Source organism: Pseudomonas corrugata, from assembly GCF_001269905.1.
In the GTDB taxonomy this organism is placed as follows: Bacteria; Pseudomonadota; Gammaproteobacteria; order Pseudomonadales; family Pseudomonadaceae; genus Aquipseudomonas; species Aquipseudomonas corrugata.
Map to the genome: position 1 here is coordinate 59,431 of NZ_LHVK01000007.1, position 17,266 is coordinate 76,696.

The 17,266-nt window shown below is 62.3% G+C and carries 16 protein-coding genes; 8 read left to right on the forward strand and 8 right to left on the reverse strand.

The annotated features are described in order from the left end of the window. Window positions 1-4: 4 nt before the first annotated feature. From rsmB to def, 3 genes are all read right to left on the reverse strand, one after another. Entirely contained in the window at window positions 5-1,315 is a 1,311-nt protein-coding gene (gene rsmB, locus AD665_RS09980; protein WP_053191944.1) for a 16S rRNA (cytosine(967)-C(5))-methyltransferase RsmB, read from the reverse strand. Continuing rightward, window positions 1,312-2,271: a methionyl-tRNA formyltransferase gene (gene fmt, locus AD665_RS09985; protein ID WP_053191946.1), complete on the reverse strand. Its 960-nt coding sequence runs from the start codon at window positions 2,269-2,271 to the stop codon at window positions 1,312-1,314. The genes rsmB and fmt overlap by 4 nt, the downstream gene beginning before the upstream one ends. Before the next feature lie 69 nt (window positions 2,272-2,340). Continuing rightward, complete coding sequence (gene def, locus AD665_RS09990; protein WP_041023908.1) at window positions 2,341-2,847, reverse strand: peptide deformylase; 507 nt, start codon at window positions 2,845-2,847, stop codon at window positions 2,341-2,343. Window positions 2,848-3,002: 155 nt separating this feature from the next. Here def and AD665_RS09995 point away from each other — a divergent pair, with 155 nt between their 5' ends. The 3 genes from AD665_RS09995 (at window position 3,003) to tsaC (ending at window position 5,829) form a co-directional block, all read left to right on the forward strand. Further along, a complete protein-coding gene (locus tag AD665_RS09995; protein WP_053191949.1) occupies window positions 3,003-4,028 on the forward strand; it encodes a LysM peptidoglycan-binding domain-containing protein in 1,026 nt (341 codons plus the stop codon). An 81-nt stretch (window positions 4,029-4,109) separates the two neighbouring features. After that, window positions 4,110-5,210, forward strand: coding sequence for a DNA-processing protein DprA (dprA, locus tag AD665_RS10000; protein ID WP_053191950.1), 1,101 nt, complete (start codon window positions 4,110-4,112; stop codon window positions 5,208-5,210). A 61-nt stretch (window positions 5,211-5,271) separates the two neighbouring features. Then, window positions 5,272-5,829: an L-threonylcarbamoyladenylate synthase type 1 TsaC gene (gene tsaC, locus AD665_RS10005; RefSeq protein WP_003196294.1), complete on the forward strand. Its 558-nt coding sequence runs from the start codon at window positions 5,272-5,274 to the stop codon at window positions 5,827-5,829. A 200-nt stretch (window positions 5,830-6,029) separates the two neighbouring features. Here the strand turns inward: tsaC and AD665_RS10010 are convergent, their stop codons facing one another. Next, the gene (locus AD665_RS10010; RefSeq protein ID WP_053192115.1) at window positions 6,030-7,007 is read right to left on the reverse strand and encodes an NADPH:quinone reductase; all 978 of its coding nucleotides are present in this window, start codon (window positions 7,005-7,007) and stop codon (window positions 6,030-6,032) included. Window positions 7,008-7,172: 165 nt separating this feature from the next. Here AD665_RS10010 and hemF point away from each other — a divergent pair, with 165 nt between their 5' ends. Together hemF and aroE are read left to right on the forward strand one after the other, a co-directional pair. Continuing rightward, window positions 7,173-8,087 carry an oxygen-dependent coproporphyrinogen oxidase gene (hemF, locus tag AD665_RS10015; RefSeq protein ID WP_053191953.1) on the forward strand — a complete coding sequence of 305 codons (915 nt, stop codon included), beginning with the start codon at window positions 7,173-7,175 and terminating at the stop codon, window positions 8,085-8,087. A 21-nt stretch (window positions 8,088-8,108) separates the two neighbouring features. Continuing rightward, entirely contained in the window at window positions 8,109-8,930 is an 822-nt protein-coding gene (gene aroE / locus AD665_RS10020; protein ID WP_053192117.1) for a shikimate dehydrogenase, read from the forward strand. A gap of 104 nt (window positions 8,931-9,034) precedes the next feature. Here the strand turns inward: aroE and AD665_RS10025 are convergent, their stop codons facing one another. From AD665_RS10025 to betC, 3 genes are all read right to left on the reverse strand, one after another. Next, on the reverse strand, window positions 9,035-10,603 hold the full coding sequence (locus AD665_RS10025) for a SulP family inorganic anion transporter (RefSeq protein ID WP_053191955.1): 1,569 nt from the start codon (window positions 10,601-10,603) through the stop codon (window positions 9,035-9,037). Window positions 10,604-10,739: 136 nt separating this feature from the next. Further along, window positions 10,740-11,660, reverse strand: a complete 921-nt coding sequence (gene choX / locus AD665_RS10030; protein ID WP_024778432.1) for a choline ABC transporter substrate-binding protein — start codon at window positions 11,658-11,660, stop codon at window positions 10,740-10,742. A 15-nt stretch (window positions 11,661-11,675) separates the two neighbouring features. Further along, complete coding sequence (gene betC, locus AD665_RS10035; protein ID WP_053191957.1) at window positions 11,676-13,190, reverse strand: choline-sulfatase; 1,515 nt, start codon at window positions 13,188-13,190, stop codon at window positions 11,676-11,678. A gap of 114 nt (window positions 13,191-13,304) precedes the next feature. On the opposite strand from betC, the gene AD665_RS10040 reads away from it, so the two are divergent. After that, the gene (locus AD665_RS10040) at window positions 13,305-14,255 is read left to right on the forward strand and encodes a choline sulfate utilization transcriptional regulator (protein ID WP_024778430.1); all 951 of its coding nucleotides are present in this window, start codon (window positions 13,305-13,307) and stop codon (window positions 14,253-14,255) included. A gap of 170 nt (window positions 14,256-14,425) precedes the next feature. Here AD665_RS10040 and AD665_RS10045 read toward each other — a convergent pair whose 3' ends face one another. Further along, the gene (locus tag AD665_RS10045; RefSeq protein ID WP_053191960.1) at window positions 14,426-15,085 is read right to left on the reverse strand and encodes an NAD(P)-dependent oxidoreductase; all 660 of its coding nucleotides are present in this window, start codon (window positions 15,083-15,085) and stop codon (window positions 14,426-14,428) included. 76 nt (window positions 15,086-15,161) lie between these two features. Between AD665_RS10045 and AD665_RS10050 the strand changes: the two genes are divergently transcribed. Together AD665_RS10050 and AD665_RS10055 are read left to right on the forward strand one after the other, a co-directional pair. Next, window positions 15,162-15,488, forward strand: a complete 327-nt coding sequence (locus AD665_RS10050; protein WP_053191962.1) for a DOPA 4,5-dioxygenase family protein — start codon at window positions 15,162-15,164, stop codon at window positions 15,486-15,488. Window positions 15,489-15,911: 423 nt separating this feature from the next. Then, window positions 15,912-17,219 carry a CitMHS family transporter gene (locus AD665_RS10055; protein WP_024778427.1) on the forward strand — a complete coding sequence of 436 codons (1,308 nt, stop codon included), beginning with the start codon at window positions 15,912-15,914 and terminating at the stop codon, window positions 17,217-17,219. Window positions 17,220-17,266: the final 47 nt, after the last annotated feature.

Sequence of the window (17,266 nt, forward strand, 5' to 3'; positions counted from 1 at the left end):
GGTCTTAACCGCGTGTGGCGGCGATCTTGATCAGCTTGGCGTAGTAGAACCCGTCGTGCCCGCCCTCTTGGGCCAGCAACTGGCGGCCATGGGGCTGTTTCAGGCCGGCCTGGGTGGCGATGTCCAGTTCCCGGGCGCCGGGGGTGCGGGCGAGGAAAGCTTCGATCACTTCGGTGTTCTCGGTCGGCAAGGTCGAGCAGGTGGCATAGAGCAAGATGCCACCGACTTCGAGGGTCTGCCACAGGGCGTCGAGCAGCTCGCCCTGCAGCAGTGCCAACGCGGCAATGTCGTCCGGTTGGCGGGTAAGCTTGATGTCCGGATGACGACGGATCACACCGGTGGCCGAACACGGCGCGTCCAGCAGGATCCGCTGGAACGGCTTGCCGTCCCACCAGGTCGCGGTATCGCGACCGTCGGCGGCAATCAGCTCGGCGTCCAGGCCCAGGCGCTCGAGGTTTTCCTTCACGCGCACCAGGCGTTTGGCTTCCAGGTCCACCGCCACGACTCCGGCCAGTTTCGGCTCGGCTTCGAGGATGTGGCAGGTCTTGCCCCCCGGCGCGCAGCAGGCGTCCAGCACCCGTTGTCCGGGCGCCAGTTCCAGCAGGTCGGCGGCCAATTGGGCGGCTTCGTCCTGGACGCTGATCCAGCCGTCAGCGAAGCCCGGCAGGGCGCGCACATCGCCCGGGGTTTCCAGCAGGACGCCATCGCGACTGTACACGCATGGCCGGGCCGGGATGCCGGCCTCGCCCAGCAAGGCCAGATACGCATCGCGGGTATGGTGGCGACGGTTGACCCGCAGGATCATTGGCGGATGGGCATTGTTGGCCGCGCAGATGGCTTCCCATTGCTCGGGCCAGAACGCTTTCAAGGCTTTCTGCAACCAGCGCGGGTGGGCGGTGCGCACCACCGGGTCATGCTCGAGCTCGGCCAGCAGGCTTTCGCTTTCCCGTTGGGCGCGGCGCAGCACGGCATTGAGCAAGGCCTTGGCCCAGGGTTTCTTCAGTTTATCGGCGCAGCCCACGGTTTCGCCGATGGCGGCGTGGGCAGGCACGCGGGTGTAGAGCAACTGGTAAAGCCCCACCAGCAACAGCGCTTCGACGTCGGCGTCGGCGGCCTTGAACGGTTTCTGCAACAGTTTGGCCGCCAGGGCCGACAGCCGTGGCTGCCAGCGAGCGGTGCCGAACGCCAGGTCCTGGGTGAAACCGCGATCACGGTCTTCGACCTTGTCCAATTGGGTCGGCAAGGAGCTGTTGAGCGACGCTTTGCCGCTGAGCACGGCGGCAAGCGCCTTGGCGGCGGCCAGACGCGGGTTCATGAAGCCTCCACCGCTTGGCCGAGGACGCTGCCGACGGCGAATTTCTCACGTCGACTGTTGTACAGATCACTGAAGTTCAGTGCCTTGCCGCCGGGCAGTTGCAGACGGGTCAGGCACAGCGCCTGTTCGCCACAGGCCACGACGAGACCGTCCTTGCTGGCACCGAGGATCTGCCCCGCAGCGCCCTTCCCTTCGGCACAGTGGGCGGCCAGTACCTTCACCGCTTCGCCGTTCAAGGTGCTGTGGCAGATCGGCCACGGGTTGAAGGCGCGCACCAGTCGCTCCAGCTCGACCGCCGGACGGCTCCAGTCGATGCGGGCCTCGTCCTTGTTCAGTTTGTGGGCGTAGGTGGCGAGGCTGTCATCCTGCACTTCGCCTTCCAGCGTACCGGCGGCCAGGCCGGCAATGGCCTCGACCACGGCCGGCGGGCCGATCAGTGCGAGGCGGTCATGCAGGCTGCCACCGGTGTCTTCGGCGCCGATGGGGGTGGCGACCTTGAGCAGCATCGGCCCGGTGTCCAGGCCCGCCTCCATGCGCATCACGGTCACGCCGCTCTCGGCATCGCCCGCTTCCACGGCGCGCTGGATCGGCGCCGCACCGCGCCAGCGCGGCAGCAGCGAGGCGTGACTGTTGATGCAGCCCAGGCGCGGGATGTCCAGCACCACTTGGGGCAGGATCAGGCCATAGGCAACCACCACCATCAGGTCCGGCTTCAGCGCGGCCAGTTCGGCCTGGGCTTGCCCATCACGCAGGGTCGGCGGCTGCAACACCTGCAAACCGTTTTCCAGGGCCAGTTGCTTGACCGGGCTGGGCATCAGTTTCTGCCCGCGGCCGGCCGGCCGGTCCGGCTGGGTGTAGACCGCGATGACTTCATGGGGGCTGGCCAGCAGGGCCTTGAGGTGTTCGGCGGCAAACTCGGGAGTGCCGGCAAAGACGATGCGCAGTGGCTCAGTCATGGAAGCTCTCAATTAACAGCAGTCGCATAAAGAAAAAAGGCTTGCCGCGGCAAGCCTTTGAAGGGGGCATCAAGCATTCTGGCGATGGATCTTTTCCAGTTTCTTCTTGATCCGGTCACGCTTGAGGGTCGACAGGTAATCCACGAACAACTTGCCGTTGAGGTGGTCACACTCATGCTGGATGCACACCGCCAGCAACCCTTCGGCGACCAGTTCGTATGGCTGGCCGTCACGGTCCAACGCCTTGATTCTGACTTTCTGTGGACGGTCGACGTTCTCGTAGAAGCCCGGTACCGAGAGGCAACCTTCCTGGTATTGGTCCATCTCGTCGGTGAGGGTTTCGAACTCGGGGTTGATGAACACCCGTGGCTCGCTGCGGTCTTCGGAGAGGTCCATGACGACAATACGCTTGTGCACGTTGACCTGGGTCGCGGCGAGGCCGATGCCTGGCGCTTCATACATTGTTTCAAACATGTCATCGACCAACTGACGCACTTCGTCGTCCACTACGGCCACCGGTTTGGCAATCGTGCGCAGGCGCGGGTCCGGAAATTCGAGAATGTTCAAAATGGCCATAAGCTTGATAAATGCACGTGTGAGGTAAAGTCGGGTGGCTGGCCTGGCGTGTCTTGGGATGCAGGCTACCGTTGTAAAACGTTGCTCTTGCTACGGAGCGAGCCACGGGGGCTCTGGCGTTTTACGCGAACGCACATGATAAAGGGATTCACCGCATGAGGAAATCACTACTCGCCCTGCTGCTCCTGGCCTCGGCCGGTATCGCGCACGGGCAAGTGCAACTTCGGGAAGGTTTCCCGCAGCAATACACCGTGGTCGCTGGCGACACACTGTGGGACATTTCCGGCAAATACCTGCGCGAACCGTGGAAATGGCCCGAACTCTGGCAGGCCAACCCGCAGATCGACAACCCGAACCTGATTTACCCCGGCGATACCCTGTCACTGGTCTACGTCAATGGCCAGCCACGGCTGACCCTCAACCGCGGCGCCTCCCGGGGCACCATCAAGCTGTCGCCGCGTATCCGCAGCTCGCCGGTGGCCGATGCCATCCCGAGTATCCCGCTGCAAGCCATCAACAGTTTCCTGTTGAGCAACCGCATCGTCGACACGGCGGCGGATTTCAACAAGGCGCCCTATGTCGTCGCCGGCAATGCCGAACGGGTGCTCAGCGGCGCCGGGGACCAGATCTTCGCCCGCGGGGCATTCGACACAGACCAGTCGGCCTACGGCATCTTCCGCCAGGGCAAGGTCTACACCGATCCGAAGACCAAGGAGTTACTGGGCATCAATGCCGACGACATCGGCAGCGCCGAAGTCGTGGCCGCCGAGGGCGACGTCACCACCCTCACCCTGCAGCGCACCACCCAGGAAGTACGCCTCGGCGATCGGCTGTTCAGCGGCGAAGAACGCTCGATCAATTCGACGTTCATGCCCAGCGCGCCGAAAACGGACATCAACGGGCTGATCCTCGACGTGCCACGGGGCGTGACCCAGATCGGCGCATTGGATGTGGTCACCCTGAACAAGGGCCGGCGCGACGGGCTGGCCGAAGGCAATGTCCTGGCGGTGATGAAGACCGGTGAAACCGTGCGCGACCGCGTCACCGGCGAACCGGTGAAGATCCCCGACGAACGGGCCGGCCTGCTGATGGTGTTCCGCACCTACGACAAGCTCAGCTACGGCCTGGTGCTCCATGCCTCGCGCTCGCTGGCGGTGCTCGACAAGGTGCGCAATCCATAACGGGTCTCACAACTTACCAACAGAGTTATCCACAGCTTGTTCCGGTTCGAACGGAACCTATGACGATCAAGGATTGATCACATGACATTGCCTGAATGCCCCCCGGTTTCCCCTGCGGAACTGGAGGCTCGCCTGCGCCTGCACCGCTTGCCGGAGCTGGGACCCAAACGTTTCATGACCCTGATGGAGGCCTTCGGCTCGGCTTCCAAAGCCCTCAGCGCGCCGGCCAGCGCATGGCGGGCGCTGGGGTTGCCCGTGGCGAGCGCCGAAGCCCGGCGCAACCCGGAGGTGCGCGACGGCGCCGCCCACGCATTGGCCTGGCTGGAGGGTTCGGGCCAGCATTTGCTGATGTGGGACCAGCCTGACTACCCGGCGCTGCTGGCACAGATCAGCGATGCGCCACCGCTGCTGTTCGCCGCTGGCGACACTGCCATCCTGGAAAAACCGCAGCTGGCGATGGTGGGCAGTCGCCGGGCCTCGCGTCCGGGAATGGACACGGCAGCAGCGTTTTCCCGCAGCCTGGCCAGCGCCGGTTTTGTCATCACCAGCGGCCTGGCCCTGGGCATCGATGCGGCGGCTCATCAGGCGGCACTGGACGTTGGCGGGCACACCGTCGGGGTGCTGGGCACCGGGCTGGAAAATTTTTATCCACAGCGCAATCGTCGCTTGGCGGACGCGATGATTGCCCAAGGCAGCGCGGTGCTCTCGGAGTTTGCGTTGGACGCGCCGCCCCACGCCAGCCACTTTCCGCGCCGCAACCGGATCATCAGCGGTTTGTCCCTTGGCGTCCTGGTGGTCGAAGCCAGTGTCGCCAGCGGTTCGCTGATCACGGCGCGCCTGGCGGCGGAACAGGGGCGCGAGGTGTACGCCATTCCAGGCTCGATCCATCACCCGGGGGCCCGGGGTTGTCATCAATTGATCCGTGACGGTGCGGCGCTGGTGGAAACTGTCGAGCACATCCTCGAAGCCTTGCGTGGTTGGCAACGGCTGCCGCTGACCCTGGAACCGGAGCCTGTTACTCATCCGCTGTTGCGTCTGCTCCACGCCGCGCCGCTCACCAGCGAAGCGTTGGCCGAGGCCAGCGGCTGGGGATTGCCCAAAGTGCTGGCGGCGCTGACCGATCTGGAAATGGAGGGACGTGCCACGTCTGACAATGGCCGCTGGTTTGCGCGCACGCGCTAGGTTTTATAGGGAAGATCGGTAAACTGCGCACAGCCTTATCTTGTGTTGCGGAGAATCTTTCATGGTCAACAGTTGGCGTGTGCAACAAGCCGCGCGAGAAATTCGCGCCGGGGCGGTGATTGCCTATCCAACCGAAGCGGTATGGGGCCTGGGTTGCGATCCATGGAACGAGGAGGCGGTGGAGCGCCTGCTGGCGATCAAATCGCGGCTGCCCGATAAGGGGCTGATCCTGGTGGCGGATAACATTCACCAGTTCGACTTCCTGTTCGAAGACTTCCCCGACACCTGGATGGACCGCATGGCCAGCACCTGGCCGGGACCCAACACCTGGCTGGTACCGCACCAGAACCTGCTGCCGGAATGGATCACCGGGGTGCACGATACGGTTGCGTTGCGGGTCAGCGATCACCCCACCGTGCGGGACTTGTGTTCGCTGGTCGGGCCGCTGGTATCCACCTCGGCCAACCCCCAAGGCCGCCCGGCGGCGCGCACGCGGATTCGCGTCGAGCAGTATTTCCGCGGGCAGATCGACCTGGTACTCGGCGGCAACCTCGGCGGGCGCAAGAACCCCAGCGTGATTCGCGACCTGGCCACCGGAAAAGTGGTTCGGCCGGACTGAGCCCGGTCGCACCCTCCGGATTCAATACCTATCCAATGTGTGAGCGAGCCTGCTCGCGACAGCGCCGGGTCAGACGAATGAGTGTTGTCTGATACACCGCCATCGCGAGCAGGCTCGCTCCCACAGGGTTTGTGTTACCACAGACCCTATGCACACCACAGAGGTTTTGTGTTGCCACAGCACTTATGCACACCACCATTTCAAGGCAGCAGGATCGTCGACCCCGTCGTGCGCCGCGCCGACAATTCGGCCTGGGCCTTGGCCGCTTCCGCCAATGGATAACGCTGATTGATATCCACCGTGAGCTTGCCGCTGCTGATCATCGCGAACAGTTCATCAGCCATGCGCTGCAGGTTTTCGGCGTTGTTGGCGTAAGTCGCCAGGGTCGGGCGGGTTACGTACAGCGAGCCCTTTGCTGACAGAATCCCCAGGTTCACGCCGTCCACCGCCCCCGAGGCATTGCCGAAGCTCACCAGCAGGCCACGGGGCGCGACGCAATCGAGCGAGGTCAGCCAGGTGTCCTTGCCAACCCCGTCGTACACCACGGGCACTTTCTTGCCGTCAGTCAATTCCAGCACACGCTGTGCGACGTTTTCCTTGCTGTAATCGATGGTTTCCCAGGCGCCATGGGCTTTGGCAACGGCCGCTTTTTCCGCCGAGCTCACCGTACCGATCAGCTTCACGCCCAGGGCCTTGGCCCATTGGCAGGCCAGGGAGCCGACGCCGCCGGCAGCGGCATGGAACAGGATGGTTTCGCCGCCTTTGAGCTCATAGGTCTGGCGCAACAGATACTGCACCGTCAGACCCTTGAGCATGACGCCGGCAGCCTGTTCGAAGCTGATGGATTCAGGCAGATGCACCAGGTTGGCCTCGGGCAACACATGCACATCGCTATAGGCGCCCAGCGGACCGCTGCCATAGGCCACCCGATCGCCCACCTTGAACCGGGTGACCTCTGAGCCGACCGCCTCGACCACACCCGCCCCTTCGGCACCCAGACCCGAAGGCAGGGTTGGCGGTGGATAAAGGCCACTGCGGTAATAGGTGTCGATGAAATTCAGGCCGATGGCCCGGTTGCTCACGCGTACCTGCTGCGGGCCTGGCTCGGCAGGTTGATAGTCCACGTACTCAAGCACTTCGGGGCCGCCGTGGGAACTGAACTGGATACGTTTGGCCATCTTCATTCTCTCCTTGTCGCAGGACTTTTTATCAAGCCTGACATCGGACTCCTAAGCTTGACCTTCGTCAACTGTGGCGTGGGCAAGTGCGGTGGTATCCTGTGCGCCCATTGGCCACCGGCCCGCTGTACGCCGCGTAGCCCAGTCCTGATCAAAGGGGGTGTCATGACCACTCGCACCGAGGCCGTGAAAGCCTATCTGCTCGACCTGCAAGACCGCATCTGCGCTGCACTGGAAGCCGAGGACGGCGGCACTCGCTTCGTCGAAGACGCCTGGACCCGGCCTGCCGGCGGTGGCGGTCGCACCCGGGTGCTGGAGAACGGTACGGTCATTGAAAAGGGCGGGGTCAACTTTTCCCACGTCTTCGGCAGCGGTCTCCCACCCTCGGCCAGTGCCCATCGGCCGGAACTGGCCGGACGCGGTTTCGAAGCCCTGGGCGTGTCGCTGGTCATCCACCCGCACAATCCCCACGTGCCAACCTCCCACGCCAACGTGCGCTTTTTCAGCGCGGAAAAGGAAGGCGAAGAACCGGTCTGGTGGTTCGGCGGTGGCTTCGACCTGACGCCGTACTACGGCGTCGCCGAAGACTGCATTCACTGGCACCGCGTGGCCGAACAGGCCTGTGCGCCGTTTGGCCCGGAGGTGTATCCGCGCTACAAGGCCTGGTGCGACAGCTATTTCCACCTCAAGCATCGGAACGAACCCCGGGGTATCGGCGGCCTGTTTTTCGATGACCTGAACGAGTGGGGGTTCGATACCTGCTTCGCCTTCATCCGTGCGATCGGCGATGCCTACATCGAGGCCTACCTGCCCATCGTGCGCCGTCGCAAACACGAGCCGTTCACCGCCAAGCAACGAGAGTTCCAGGAGTTCCGCCGCGGTCGCTACGTGGAGTTCAACCTGGTCTACGACCGCGGCACCCTGTTCGGGCTGCAATCAGGCGGACGGACCGAGTCGATCCTGATGTCCTTGCCGCCGCAGGTACGCTGGGGTTACGACTGGAAAGCCGAGCCGGGCAGCGAAGAAGCACGCCTGACCGAGTACTTCCTGCAGGATCGCGATTGGCTGGCGCAGGCCTGAACGGAGACTGACCCGATGACCATGGACCGCTACGTTGTAATGGGTAATCCCATCGGCCACAGCAAGTCGCCGTTGATCCATCGCCTGTTTGCCGAACAGACCGGGCAAACACTGGACTACAGCACCCTTCTGGCCCCCCTGGATGATTTTGCCGGCTGCGCGCGGGAATTTTTCCGCGAGGGACGTGGAGCGAATGTCACCGTACCGTTCAAGGAAGACGCTTTCCGACTGGCCGACAGCCTGACCGAGCGGGCGCAGCGGGCCGGGGCAGTCAATACCCTGAGCAAGCTGGCCGATGGTCGTCTGTTGGGCGACAACACCGACGGGGCCGGGCTGGTGCGGGACCTGACCGTCAATGCCGGTTTCAGCCTCAAGGGCAAACGCATCCTGGTGCTGGGGGCCGGAGGCGCGGTACGCGGCGCCCTGGAGCCGCTGCTGGCCGAGGCGCCGGCGTCGGTGATCATCGCCAACCGTACGGTGGAAAAAGCTGAACTGCTGGCCGAATTGTTCGCAGACCTGGGCCCGGTTTCGGCCAGTGGTTTCGATTGGCTGCAGGAGCCGGTGGACTTGATCATCAACGCCACGTCCGCGAGCCTGTCAGGGGATGTTCCGCCGATTGCAGGAAGCCTGATCGAACCCGGCAAGACTGTTTGCTACGACATGATGTATGGCAAGGAGCCTACTTCGTTCTGCCGCTGGGCCCGCGAACAGGGCGCCGCGGTGGCGATGGACGGCCTGGGCATGTTGGCGGAACAGGCGGGTGAAGCGTTCTATCTGTGGCGCGGCGTGCGCCCGGACACCGCGCCGGTGCTGGCCGAATTACGCCGACAGCTGGCGCTGTAAACCCCTGTGGGAGCAAAGCTTGCTCGCGAGACAGACGCCTCGGTTTCCAACAGACCGGGGCGCTTTCATCGCGAGCAAGCTTTGCTCCCACAGCGCTGACCGTATCAATCCTCAAAGTGAATCGGGCACCTCTCCGGCCCTTCCAGCTTCTTCAATTCCTCCACCACATGGGGCTTGGCCTTGCGCAAGGTCAGGCTGCGCCCTTGAGCACCCAGACGGCGGGCTTCCTGGTGCAGCATTTCCACCCCTGAGTAATCGATGAAGTTGATTTGCTGGGCATCGATCACCACCCGTTGCCCTTGCAAGCGTTGCAGGCGCACCTGCAGATAATGACTGGCCCCGAAGAAGATCGAACCGCCGACCCGCAGGACATCCGCCTCGCCTTCGTGGGCATGGTGCACCCGCGGTTGTGACGTGCGCTTGAGGTAGAAAAACAGCGACACCAGCACACCGGCGTAAATAGCGGTTTGCAACTCCAGCAGCAACGTGGCCAGGCAAGTCAGGCTCATCACCACGAATTCGGCCGGGCTCACGCGGTACAACGCCCGGATGCCGCGATGGTCTACCAGCCCCCAGGCGATCAGCAGAATGCTGCCGGCCATCGCCGGAATCGGGATGTGCGAAATCAGTTTCGCACCCGCGACGGCAAACAAGGCGACCCACAGTGCCGAGAACACTCCGGCCAGGGGCGAACAGGCCCCTGCGTCGTAACTGAGGCCGGAACGGGTAAAGGAACCGGCCGACAGGGAGCCGGAGAAGAATCCGCCAACGATGTTGGAAAGCCCCTGCGCCCTGACCTCCTGGTTGGCGTCGAGCAATTGCCCGGAGCGCACCGACAACGAACGGGCAATGGACAGGCTGGTGACCAGCCCGAGCATCCCCACCGCGACGGCACCGGGGAGCAGGCGCAGCATCAGGTCCAGGTCCAGGGGCAGCGCAGTGAATGGCGGCAGGCGCCCGGCAAAGGCGCTGACCAGCGCCACATGCCCAAACATGGCCGGCCACAACCAGACCACCAGGCTGCTGATGACCAGGGTTATCAACAGACTCGGCCAGCGTGGCAGCAGCCGCTTGAGCAGCACACCCAGGACCAGCGTCACCAAGCCCAACAACAACGAAGGCTTGTCCACAGCCCCGAGGTGACTGAGCAACATCAGCACGCTCTTCAAGGCCGTGGCCTCGTTCGGCAGATCGAGCCCCATCAGGTTCGGCAACTGCCCCAGTGCAATCACCACCGCAGCGCCCAGGGTGAAACCGAGCACCACCGAGTGCGAGACGAAGTTCACCAAGGCGCCGAAACGCAACAGGCCCAACAACCATTGGAAAATGCCCGCCAGTACCGTCAGCAGCAGGATCAGAGTGATGTAGTCCTGGGTCGCAGGCATGGCCAGAGGGCTGACACTGGCGTACAGGACAATGGAGATCGCCGCCGTAGGACCGCAGATCAGATGCCATGACGACCCCCACAGGCAGGCAATCAGCACCGGCACGATCGCGGCGTACAAGCCGTACTCAGGGGGCAGACCGGCAATCAGGGCGTAGGCAATGGACTGCGGCAACGCCAGGATCGCACCGCTTAAACCCACGATCAGGTCACGGCTAACGCTGGCCCGGGTCTGCCGGGGCAGCCAGCTCAGGAAAGGGAACAGTGAATGGCGGGTGGGGATTGCCATGGGGCCTCAAGGATGGGGGTTGAGAACAAGAGTATCAGGACCAGGCACCGTTCTCCCTGTGGCGAGGGGATTTATCCCCTCGCCACAAAAGTGCTCCGGATCACCTTCTGAGGGCTTATCCGGAGCACACGGGTCATCAGAGCTTGGCCTTCACCGCCGCCAACGCCTCCTGGCCATCCATCGTCTTCACGCCATCCAGCCATTTGTCCAACACCGCCGGGTTGGCCTTGATCCAGGCCTGGGCCGCCTCGGCATTGCTGAGCTTCTTGTTCGCCACGTCAGCCATGATGCTGTTTTCCATTTCCTGAGTGAAGCTCAGGTTGGTCAACAGCTTGCCCACGTTCGGGCAGGCCTGTGCATAACCTTTGCGGGTCAGGGTATAGACGCTGCCCGTATCGCCGAAGTACTTCTCGCCGCCCTTGAGGTAATGCATTTTCAGTTGCACGTTCATCGGGTGTGGCGTCCAGCCGAGGAAGGTCACGAATTTCTGTTTCTTCACGGCCCGGGCCACTTCGGCCAGCATCGCCTGCTCGCTGGACTCCACCAGTTTCCACTCGCCCATGCCGAAATCGTTGGTCTTGATGATCTCCTTCAGGGAGAGGTTTGCCGGCGCGCCGGAACCGATGCCGTAGATTTTCTTCTCGAACTTGTCGGCGAACTTGTTCAGGTCGGCAAAGTTATGCACACCAGCGTCCCAGACGTAGTCCGGAACGGCCAGGGTGAATTCGGTGCCGTCCAGGTTCTTGGCCAGCTGCGTGACATCCCCGTTAGCTACGAATTTGTCATAGAACCCCTGCTGCGCCGGCATCCAGTTGCCCAGGAACACATCGACCTGGCCATCCTTGAGGCCGCCGAAAGTGATCGGCACCGCCAGAGTGTCAACCTTGGGCTTGTAGCCCATGCCCTCCAACAGGAAACCGGTGATGGCATTGGTCGCCGCGATATCGCTCCAACCCGGGTCAGCCATCTTTACCGTCTCGCAGCTCTGCTCGGCCCACGCCGAAGCGCTGCTCAACGCCAACAGCCCAGCGGCCAGTACTGTGGATAACTTTTGCATGTGCTTCCCCTTACGTTATTGGTTTTGGCAGGGTTGTGGATAACGGGCCTTGCGCTCCAGATCGTCGAGGTCGATGTGGTTACGCATGTATTGCTGACTGGCATCCACCAGCGGCTGGTGATCCCAGCTCTTGAGTTTGCCCAGGGTCAGCGCCTGGGCGACGAAACGACGGCGCCGCTGGCTGGCGAGCACTTGGCGATGAATGGTCGGAATGTCCCACTTGGCCCTGGCTTCAGCGAGAAACGCGGCGAACAGGGTTTGGTGCTCCGGTGATTGGCTGAGATCTTCCAGTTCCCTGGGGTCGTTACGGACTTCGAACAACAGGCACGGATCATCTTCGCTGTAGATGAATTTCCACTGGCCGCGGCGGATCATCATCAACGGGCTGATGGTGCCCTCGGCCATGTATTCACCAAAGACTTCATCGTGCCCGCCCTGCCCTTGCAGGTGCGGCACCAGCGACCGGCCGTCCAGCGGCAAGCCGGGCTCCAGCGTGCCACCGGCCAGCTCCACCAGGGTAGGCAACAAGTCGGCGGTGGAAACCGCCGCGCTGACCCGGCCGCTGGCAAATTGACCCGGCGCGCTGACCAGCAGCGGCACCCGCGCCGACATCTCAAACCAGTGCATTTTGTACCAAAGGCCTTTTTCGCCGAGCATATCTCCATGATCGCCGGAGAATACGATGATCGTATCCTCCATCAGGCCGGTGTCCTCAAGGGTCTGCAGCAGCTTGCCAATGTTGCTGTCGATGTAGCTGCAAGCGCCGAAGTAGGCCCGGCGGGCATCGCGAATCTTATCCACAGGTAGCGATTTGTCCCACAGGTCATAGACCTTCAGCAATCGCTGGGAGTGTGGGTCGAGCTCGGTCTGCGCCGGTGTTTGCGGCAGTGGGATGTCGTTGTCGTCATACAGATCCCAGAACGCCTTGGGAATCGTGTACGGGTCGTGTGGATGAGTCATCGACACGGTCAGGCAGAACGGTTGGTCGCCGTCCTCACGAATGTGGTCGAACAGGTACTGCTGCGCCTTGAACACCACTTCTTCGTCGAAATCCAGCTGGTTGGTGCGCACGCACGGCCCGGCCTGCAACACCGACGACATGTTGTGGTACCAGCTCGGCCGCACGTCCGGCTCATCCCAGTTCACGGCCCAACCGTAGTCGGCCGGATAAATGTCGCTGGTCAGGCGCTCTTCGTAGCCGTGCAGCTGGTCCGGCCCGCAGAAGTGCATCTTGCCGGAAAGCGCCGTGCGGTAGCCCAGGCGCCGCAGGTAATGGGCATATGTCGGGACGTCGGCCGGAAAATCCGCCGCGTTGTCATAGGCGCCGATCTTGCTCGGCAACTGGCCGCTCACCAGGGTAAAGCGCGACGGCGCACACAGCGGACTGTTGCAGTACGCAGCATCGAACACCACGCCCTGGTCGGCCAGGCGCGACAGATTCGGCAGCTTGATCGGCGAAGGACCGTAGATCGGCAACATTGGCGCGGCCATCTGATCGGCCATGATGAAAAGAATGTTCTTGCGCTTCATGTAATCGCGGCATTCCATAGTGAGCGGTTATGCGAAATTGCTGCGATTGAGCATGTCCCCCCAACCTATTGGGGTAAAGCCCATGCAGGATAATGACTAGGATAAGCACAGCTTATGTATGACGCCTTGGGTGACCTGTCCCTGGATCTATTTCGGGCCTTCGAAGCCGCGGCCCGGCAACGAAGCTTTACGGCGGCCGCCATTGAGTTGGGTACTACACAACCGGCCATCAGCCAGCAGATCAAACGCCTGGAGGAACAGCTCGGCACGCGGTTGTTCGATCGCATTTACCGTGGCATTGAACTGACCGAGGCCGGGACGACGCTGTTCGAACAAGTTCAGGCAGGTTTGCAGAATATCGACGCGGGATTGAGCGCAATCACCGCTCAACATCAGCATGAGGTGTTGCAGGTCGCCACCGATTTCGCCTTCGCCGCCTACTGGCTGATGCCGCGCCTGCATCGTTTTCACGCCGCCAACCCGCAGGTGGACGTTAGCCTGGTGACCAGCGAGCGCAACCACAACATGTTGCGCACCGATATCGATGTTGCCGTGCTGTTCGGCGATGGTCGCTTCAAACAGGGTGAAAGTCGCTGGTTGTTCAGCGAAGAAGTCTTTCCGGTGTGCAGCCCGTTGCTGCTCAAGGAACGCCCCCTGCCCTTGCCCGCCCAGGCCTTGTCGGAGTTCCCCCTGTTGCACCTGCGCAGCGGCAACAGCAGTCACTGGTTCGACTGGAATGGCGTCTTCCGCGAGTTGGGCATCACCTCACCACCGGCGCCAGGGCAACTGCGTTTCGACAACTACACCTTGCTGATCCAGGCGGCGATTGGCGGACAAGGTGTTGCCATCGGTTGGCGCCACCTTGTGGATAACTTATTGGCCCAGGGCCTGTTGTGTCGTCCCATCGCCGAGACGGTGCTGTCGCGCCTGGGGTATTACGTGGTCCTGCCCCAGCGTAAACGGCGTGGGGCACTGATCCGACAGTTTGTGGACTGGCTGATGGAAGAACAGGCCAACAGCGGCGAGTCGCTCACGGGGTTGCCGTTGCCGTCCATTGCTGTTTGAGATGTGCGGGTGAAGGCACTTCCATAGCCAAAGAAAAACTACTGTGGCGAGGGGATTTATCCCCGCTGGGGCGCGAAGCGGCCCTGTTTTTTTTGGGCTGCTTCGCAGCCCAGCGGGGATAAATCCCCTCGCCACAAACAGCAATCCTCACCACAGGTTTTGCACGGTCGTCAGGTGGCGGCTACAAAGCTGACATGCTGGCCCACGTGCAGATTCAAGCGCAGCTCATCGGCAATGCCGACGGCCACCCGGTTGAGCCGCTCCAGGGACTCGGCCATACCCGGCTCCAGACTGGTGCTGACCTGGGTGAAATGCTCGATGCCCAACCCGGCGGCAGCATAAGGCGAGTTGATGAGGGTCCATTGCAATCTGCTGTTTCGCAGGGCATCGAGGATTTCCTCGGCGGCATGACGCTGCAAATCATCTTCGCCCTCCTCCTCGTCGAGCACGGCGAAATCGCCCACCAGAAACAGCCGGGTAATGTTCACCGCCTGCATCCCGGCGATCAGCGCATCCACCGCCAATACCTGCTCCACCGGGCCCGGAACCAGCGTGCGCTCCACGTGCTCGCTGTTCATCGGCAGCCCCGGCGCATTAAGCAGACAGACCACCGCATCGGCGCCGGCAACGCTTTGCTTGACCCGCTCGGGGTCGTAGAGGTCCCCCGTCTTGGTCCGCAGGCCCGGACGCGGCGCCAAGGCCGTGAGATCATCGAGAACGGCAATGACTTCATGCTGGCGTCGCAGCATTTCAGCCATCAACGCACTTCCGAGGCTGCTCATGGCACCATAGAGCACCATTTTGATCACCGGGGTTTCGGCGTTTTTCATGGCTGTTTTTCCCTTTTTTTTACCGCGTGTAAGCCTCTGACCTGCGGGAAACGGCGAGGGTTCGCAAGGAGTGACAATGCAACGGATCAAGGGCTACCACGCCCACGTTTACTTCGATGCCAGCACCATCGACCAGGCACGGGTACTGTGTGAGGAAGCGTCGCGTCTGTTTCCGCTGAAAATGGGCCGCGTCCACGAGCGCCCCGTCGGCCCCCATCCAGACTGGAGCTGTCAGTTGTCGTTCGATCCGCAGTACATCGGCGTGGTACTGCCGTGGCTGGCGCTCTATCGCAAAGGGCTGGTGATCTTTCTTCACCCGAACACCGGCGATGAGCTGGCAGACCACACCGACCATGCGATCTGGATGGGGGCGATGCGGCCGTTGGATCTTTCGGTGTTCTGAAATGTACTGAGACAGGACGACCTGTGGGAGCAAAGCTTGCTCGCGACAAGGGGCACTCGATATGCAGGACGAGCGCGTCAGCTTCATCGCGGGCAAGCCTTGCTCCCACTGCCTTGCTCCACTGCCTTGCTCCCACAGCCTTGCTCCCGCAGACCCCGACCAGCGGAAAAAAACCATTGCCTGCGGCGAAAGCTGGCTGAAAGCTTGCGCGATTAGGATCGCCTCACTACCGGCAAAAGACCGGTGGCCAGAAACGGGTCTCCACGACCCGCTTGGCCGTTTTAACAACAACAATGGTGATTCTGATGTCCGCTGCTACCCGTCCAGTTGCACCCACTCCATTCGTCCGCCTCGTGTCTCACGTTCTGCGCTGACCTGTCCGGTTCGCCTTAACCTCGCCGCGCCACGCCTGGAGTATTTCCCATGCTGACTTTCCTTGGCTTCGCCATGGTCATCACGTTCATGTTCCTGATCATGACCAAGCGCCTGTCCGCGCTGATCGCCCTGATCATCATTCCGATCCTGTTCGCTCTGTTCGGTGGCTTTGCGCCGAAGATCGGCCCGATGATGCTCGAAGGCATCACCAAGCTCGCCCCGACCGGGGTCATGCTGATGTTCGCGATTCTCTATTTTGCCCTGATGATCGACTCCGGCCTGTTCGACCCGGCCGTGCGCAAAATCCTCAAGCTGGTCAAGGGTGACCCGCTGAAAGTTTCGGTCGGTACCGCCGTTCTGGCGCTCGTCGTTTCCCTCGATGGTGACGGCGCGACCACTTACATGATCTGCGTGGCCGCGATGCTGCCACTCTACAGCCGCATCGGCATGAGCCCTAGAATCATGGCCGGCCTGATCATCCTCGCTGGCGGCGTCATGAACATGACCCCCTGGGGCGGCCCGACGGCCCGCGCGGCCAGTGCGTTGCACGTGGATCCATCCGACATCTTCGTGCCGATGATTCCTGCAATGGCGTTCGGTGTGGTGGCGATCCTGGCGATTGCCTACATGTACGGCAAACGCGAACGTGCGCGCCTGGGTGAATTGCACCTGGCCCATGATGAAATCGACCATAGCGAAATCAGCGTTTCCCAGTTCCCTGACGCCCGCCGTCCAAAGCTGATCTGGTTCAACGGTGCCTTGACCCTCGCCCTGATGTGCGCCCTGATCGCCGGCCTGTTACCGCTGCCGGTGCTGTTCATGGTGGCCTTCAGTATCGCGATGATCGTCAACTACCCGTGCCTGCAACAGCAGAAAGACCGCGTTGCGGCGCACGCCGGCAGCGTACTGGCGGTGGTCGGGCTGATTTTCGCGGCAGGTATCTTCACCGGTATCCTGTCCGGTACCGGCATGGTCGACGCCATGTCCAAGAGCCTGCTGGCGGTGATCCCGGACTTCCTCGGTCCGTACCTGGCGGTGATTACCGCACTGGCGAGCATGCCGTTCACGTTCTTCATGTCTAACGATGCATTTTATTACGGGGTGTTACCGGTTCTCGCCGAAGCCGCCAGCCACTATGGCATCACTGCGGTGGAAATGGCCCGTGCCTCGATCGTCGGCCAGCCCGTCCACCTGTTGAGCCCGCTGGTTCCGTCCACCTACCTGCTGGTGGCCCTGGCCGGGATCGAGTTCGGTGATCACCAGCGTTTCACCCTGAAGTGGGCAGTGCTGGTTTGCCTGTGCATAATGGTCGCCGCCTTGCTGATGGGGATCTTTCCGCTGTTCAGCACTCTATAAAAGCAATGCCCGCAGCGTCGCCGCTTTGCTCAACCCGAAGCGCGCCG

What these genes read in the sequence shown, in the direction of transcription:
- rsmB (WP_053191944.1), bottom strand. Translation starts at nt 1,315, where the DNA reads ATGAACCCGCGTCTGGCCGCCGCCAAGGCGCTTGCCGCCGTGCTCAGC.
- AD665_RS10045 (WP_053191960.1), bottom strand. Translation starts at nt 15,085, where the DNA reads ATGAAAAACGCCGAAACCCCGGTGATCAAAATGGTGCTCTATGGTGCC.
- betC (WP_053191957.1), bottom strand. Translation starts at nt 13,190, where the DNA reads ATGAAGCGCAAGAACATTCTTTTCATCATGGCCGATCAGATGGCCGCG.
- tsaC (WP_003196294.1), top strand. Translation starts at nt 5,272, where the DNA reads ATGGTCAACAGTTGGCGTGTGCAACAAGCCGCGCGAGAAATTCGCGCC.
- AD665_RS10050 (WP_053191962.1), top strand. Translation starts at nt 15,162, where the DNA reads ATGCAACGGATCAAGGGCTACCACGCCCACGTTTACTTCGATGCCAGC.
- hemF (WP_053191953.1), top strand. Translation starts at nt 7,173, where the DNA reads ATGACCACTCGCACCGAGGCCGTGAAAGCCTATCTGCTCGACCTGCAA.
- AD665_RS10010 (WP_053192115.1), bottom strand. Translation starts at nt 7,007, where the DNA reads ATGGCCAAACGTATCCAGTTCAGTTCCCACGGCGGCCCCGAAGTGCTT.
- fmt (WP_053191946.1), bottom strand. Translation starts at nt 2,271, where the DNA reads ATGACTGAGCCACTGCGCATCGTCTTTGCCGGCACTCCCGAGTTTGCC.
- aroE (WP_053192117.1), top strand. Translation starts at nt 8,109, where the DNA reads ATGGACCGCTACGTTGTAATGGGTAATCCCATCGGCCACAGCAAGTCG.
- choX (WP_024778432.1), bottom strand. Translation starts at nt 11,660, where the DNA reads ATGCAAAAGTTATCCACAGTACTGGCCGCTGGGCTGTTGGCGTTGAGC.
- AD665_RS09995 (WP_053191949.1), top strand. Translation starts at nt 3,003, where the DNA reads ATGAGGAAATCACTACTCGCCCTGCTGCTCCTGGCCTCGGCCGGTATC.
- def (WP_041023908.1), bottom strand. Translation starts at nt 2,847, where the DNA reads ATGGCCATTTTGAACATTCTCGAATTTCCGGACCCGCGCCTGCGCACG.
- dprA (WP_053191950.1), top strand. Translation starts at nt 4,110, where the DNA reads ATGACATTGCCTGAATGCCCCCCGGTTTCCCCTGCGGAACTGGAGGCT.
- AD665_RS10055 (WP_024778427.1), top strand. Translation starts at nt 15,912, where the DNA reads ATGCTGACTTTCCTTGGCTTCGCCATGGTCATCACGTTCATGTTCCTG.
- AD665_RS10040 (WP_024778430.1), top strand. Translation starts at nt 13,305, where the DNA reads ATGTATGACGCCTTGGGTGACCTGTCCCTGGATCTATTTCGGGCCTTC.
- AD665_RS10025 (WP_053191955.1), bottom strand. Translation starts at nt 10,603, where the DNA reads ATGGCAATCCCCACCCGCCATTCACTGTTCCCTTTCCTGAGCTGGCTG.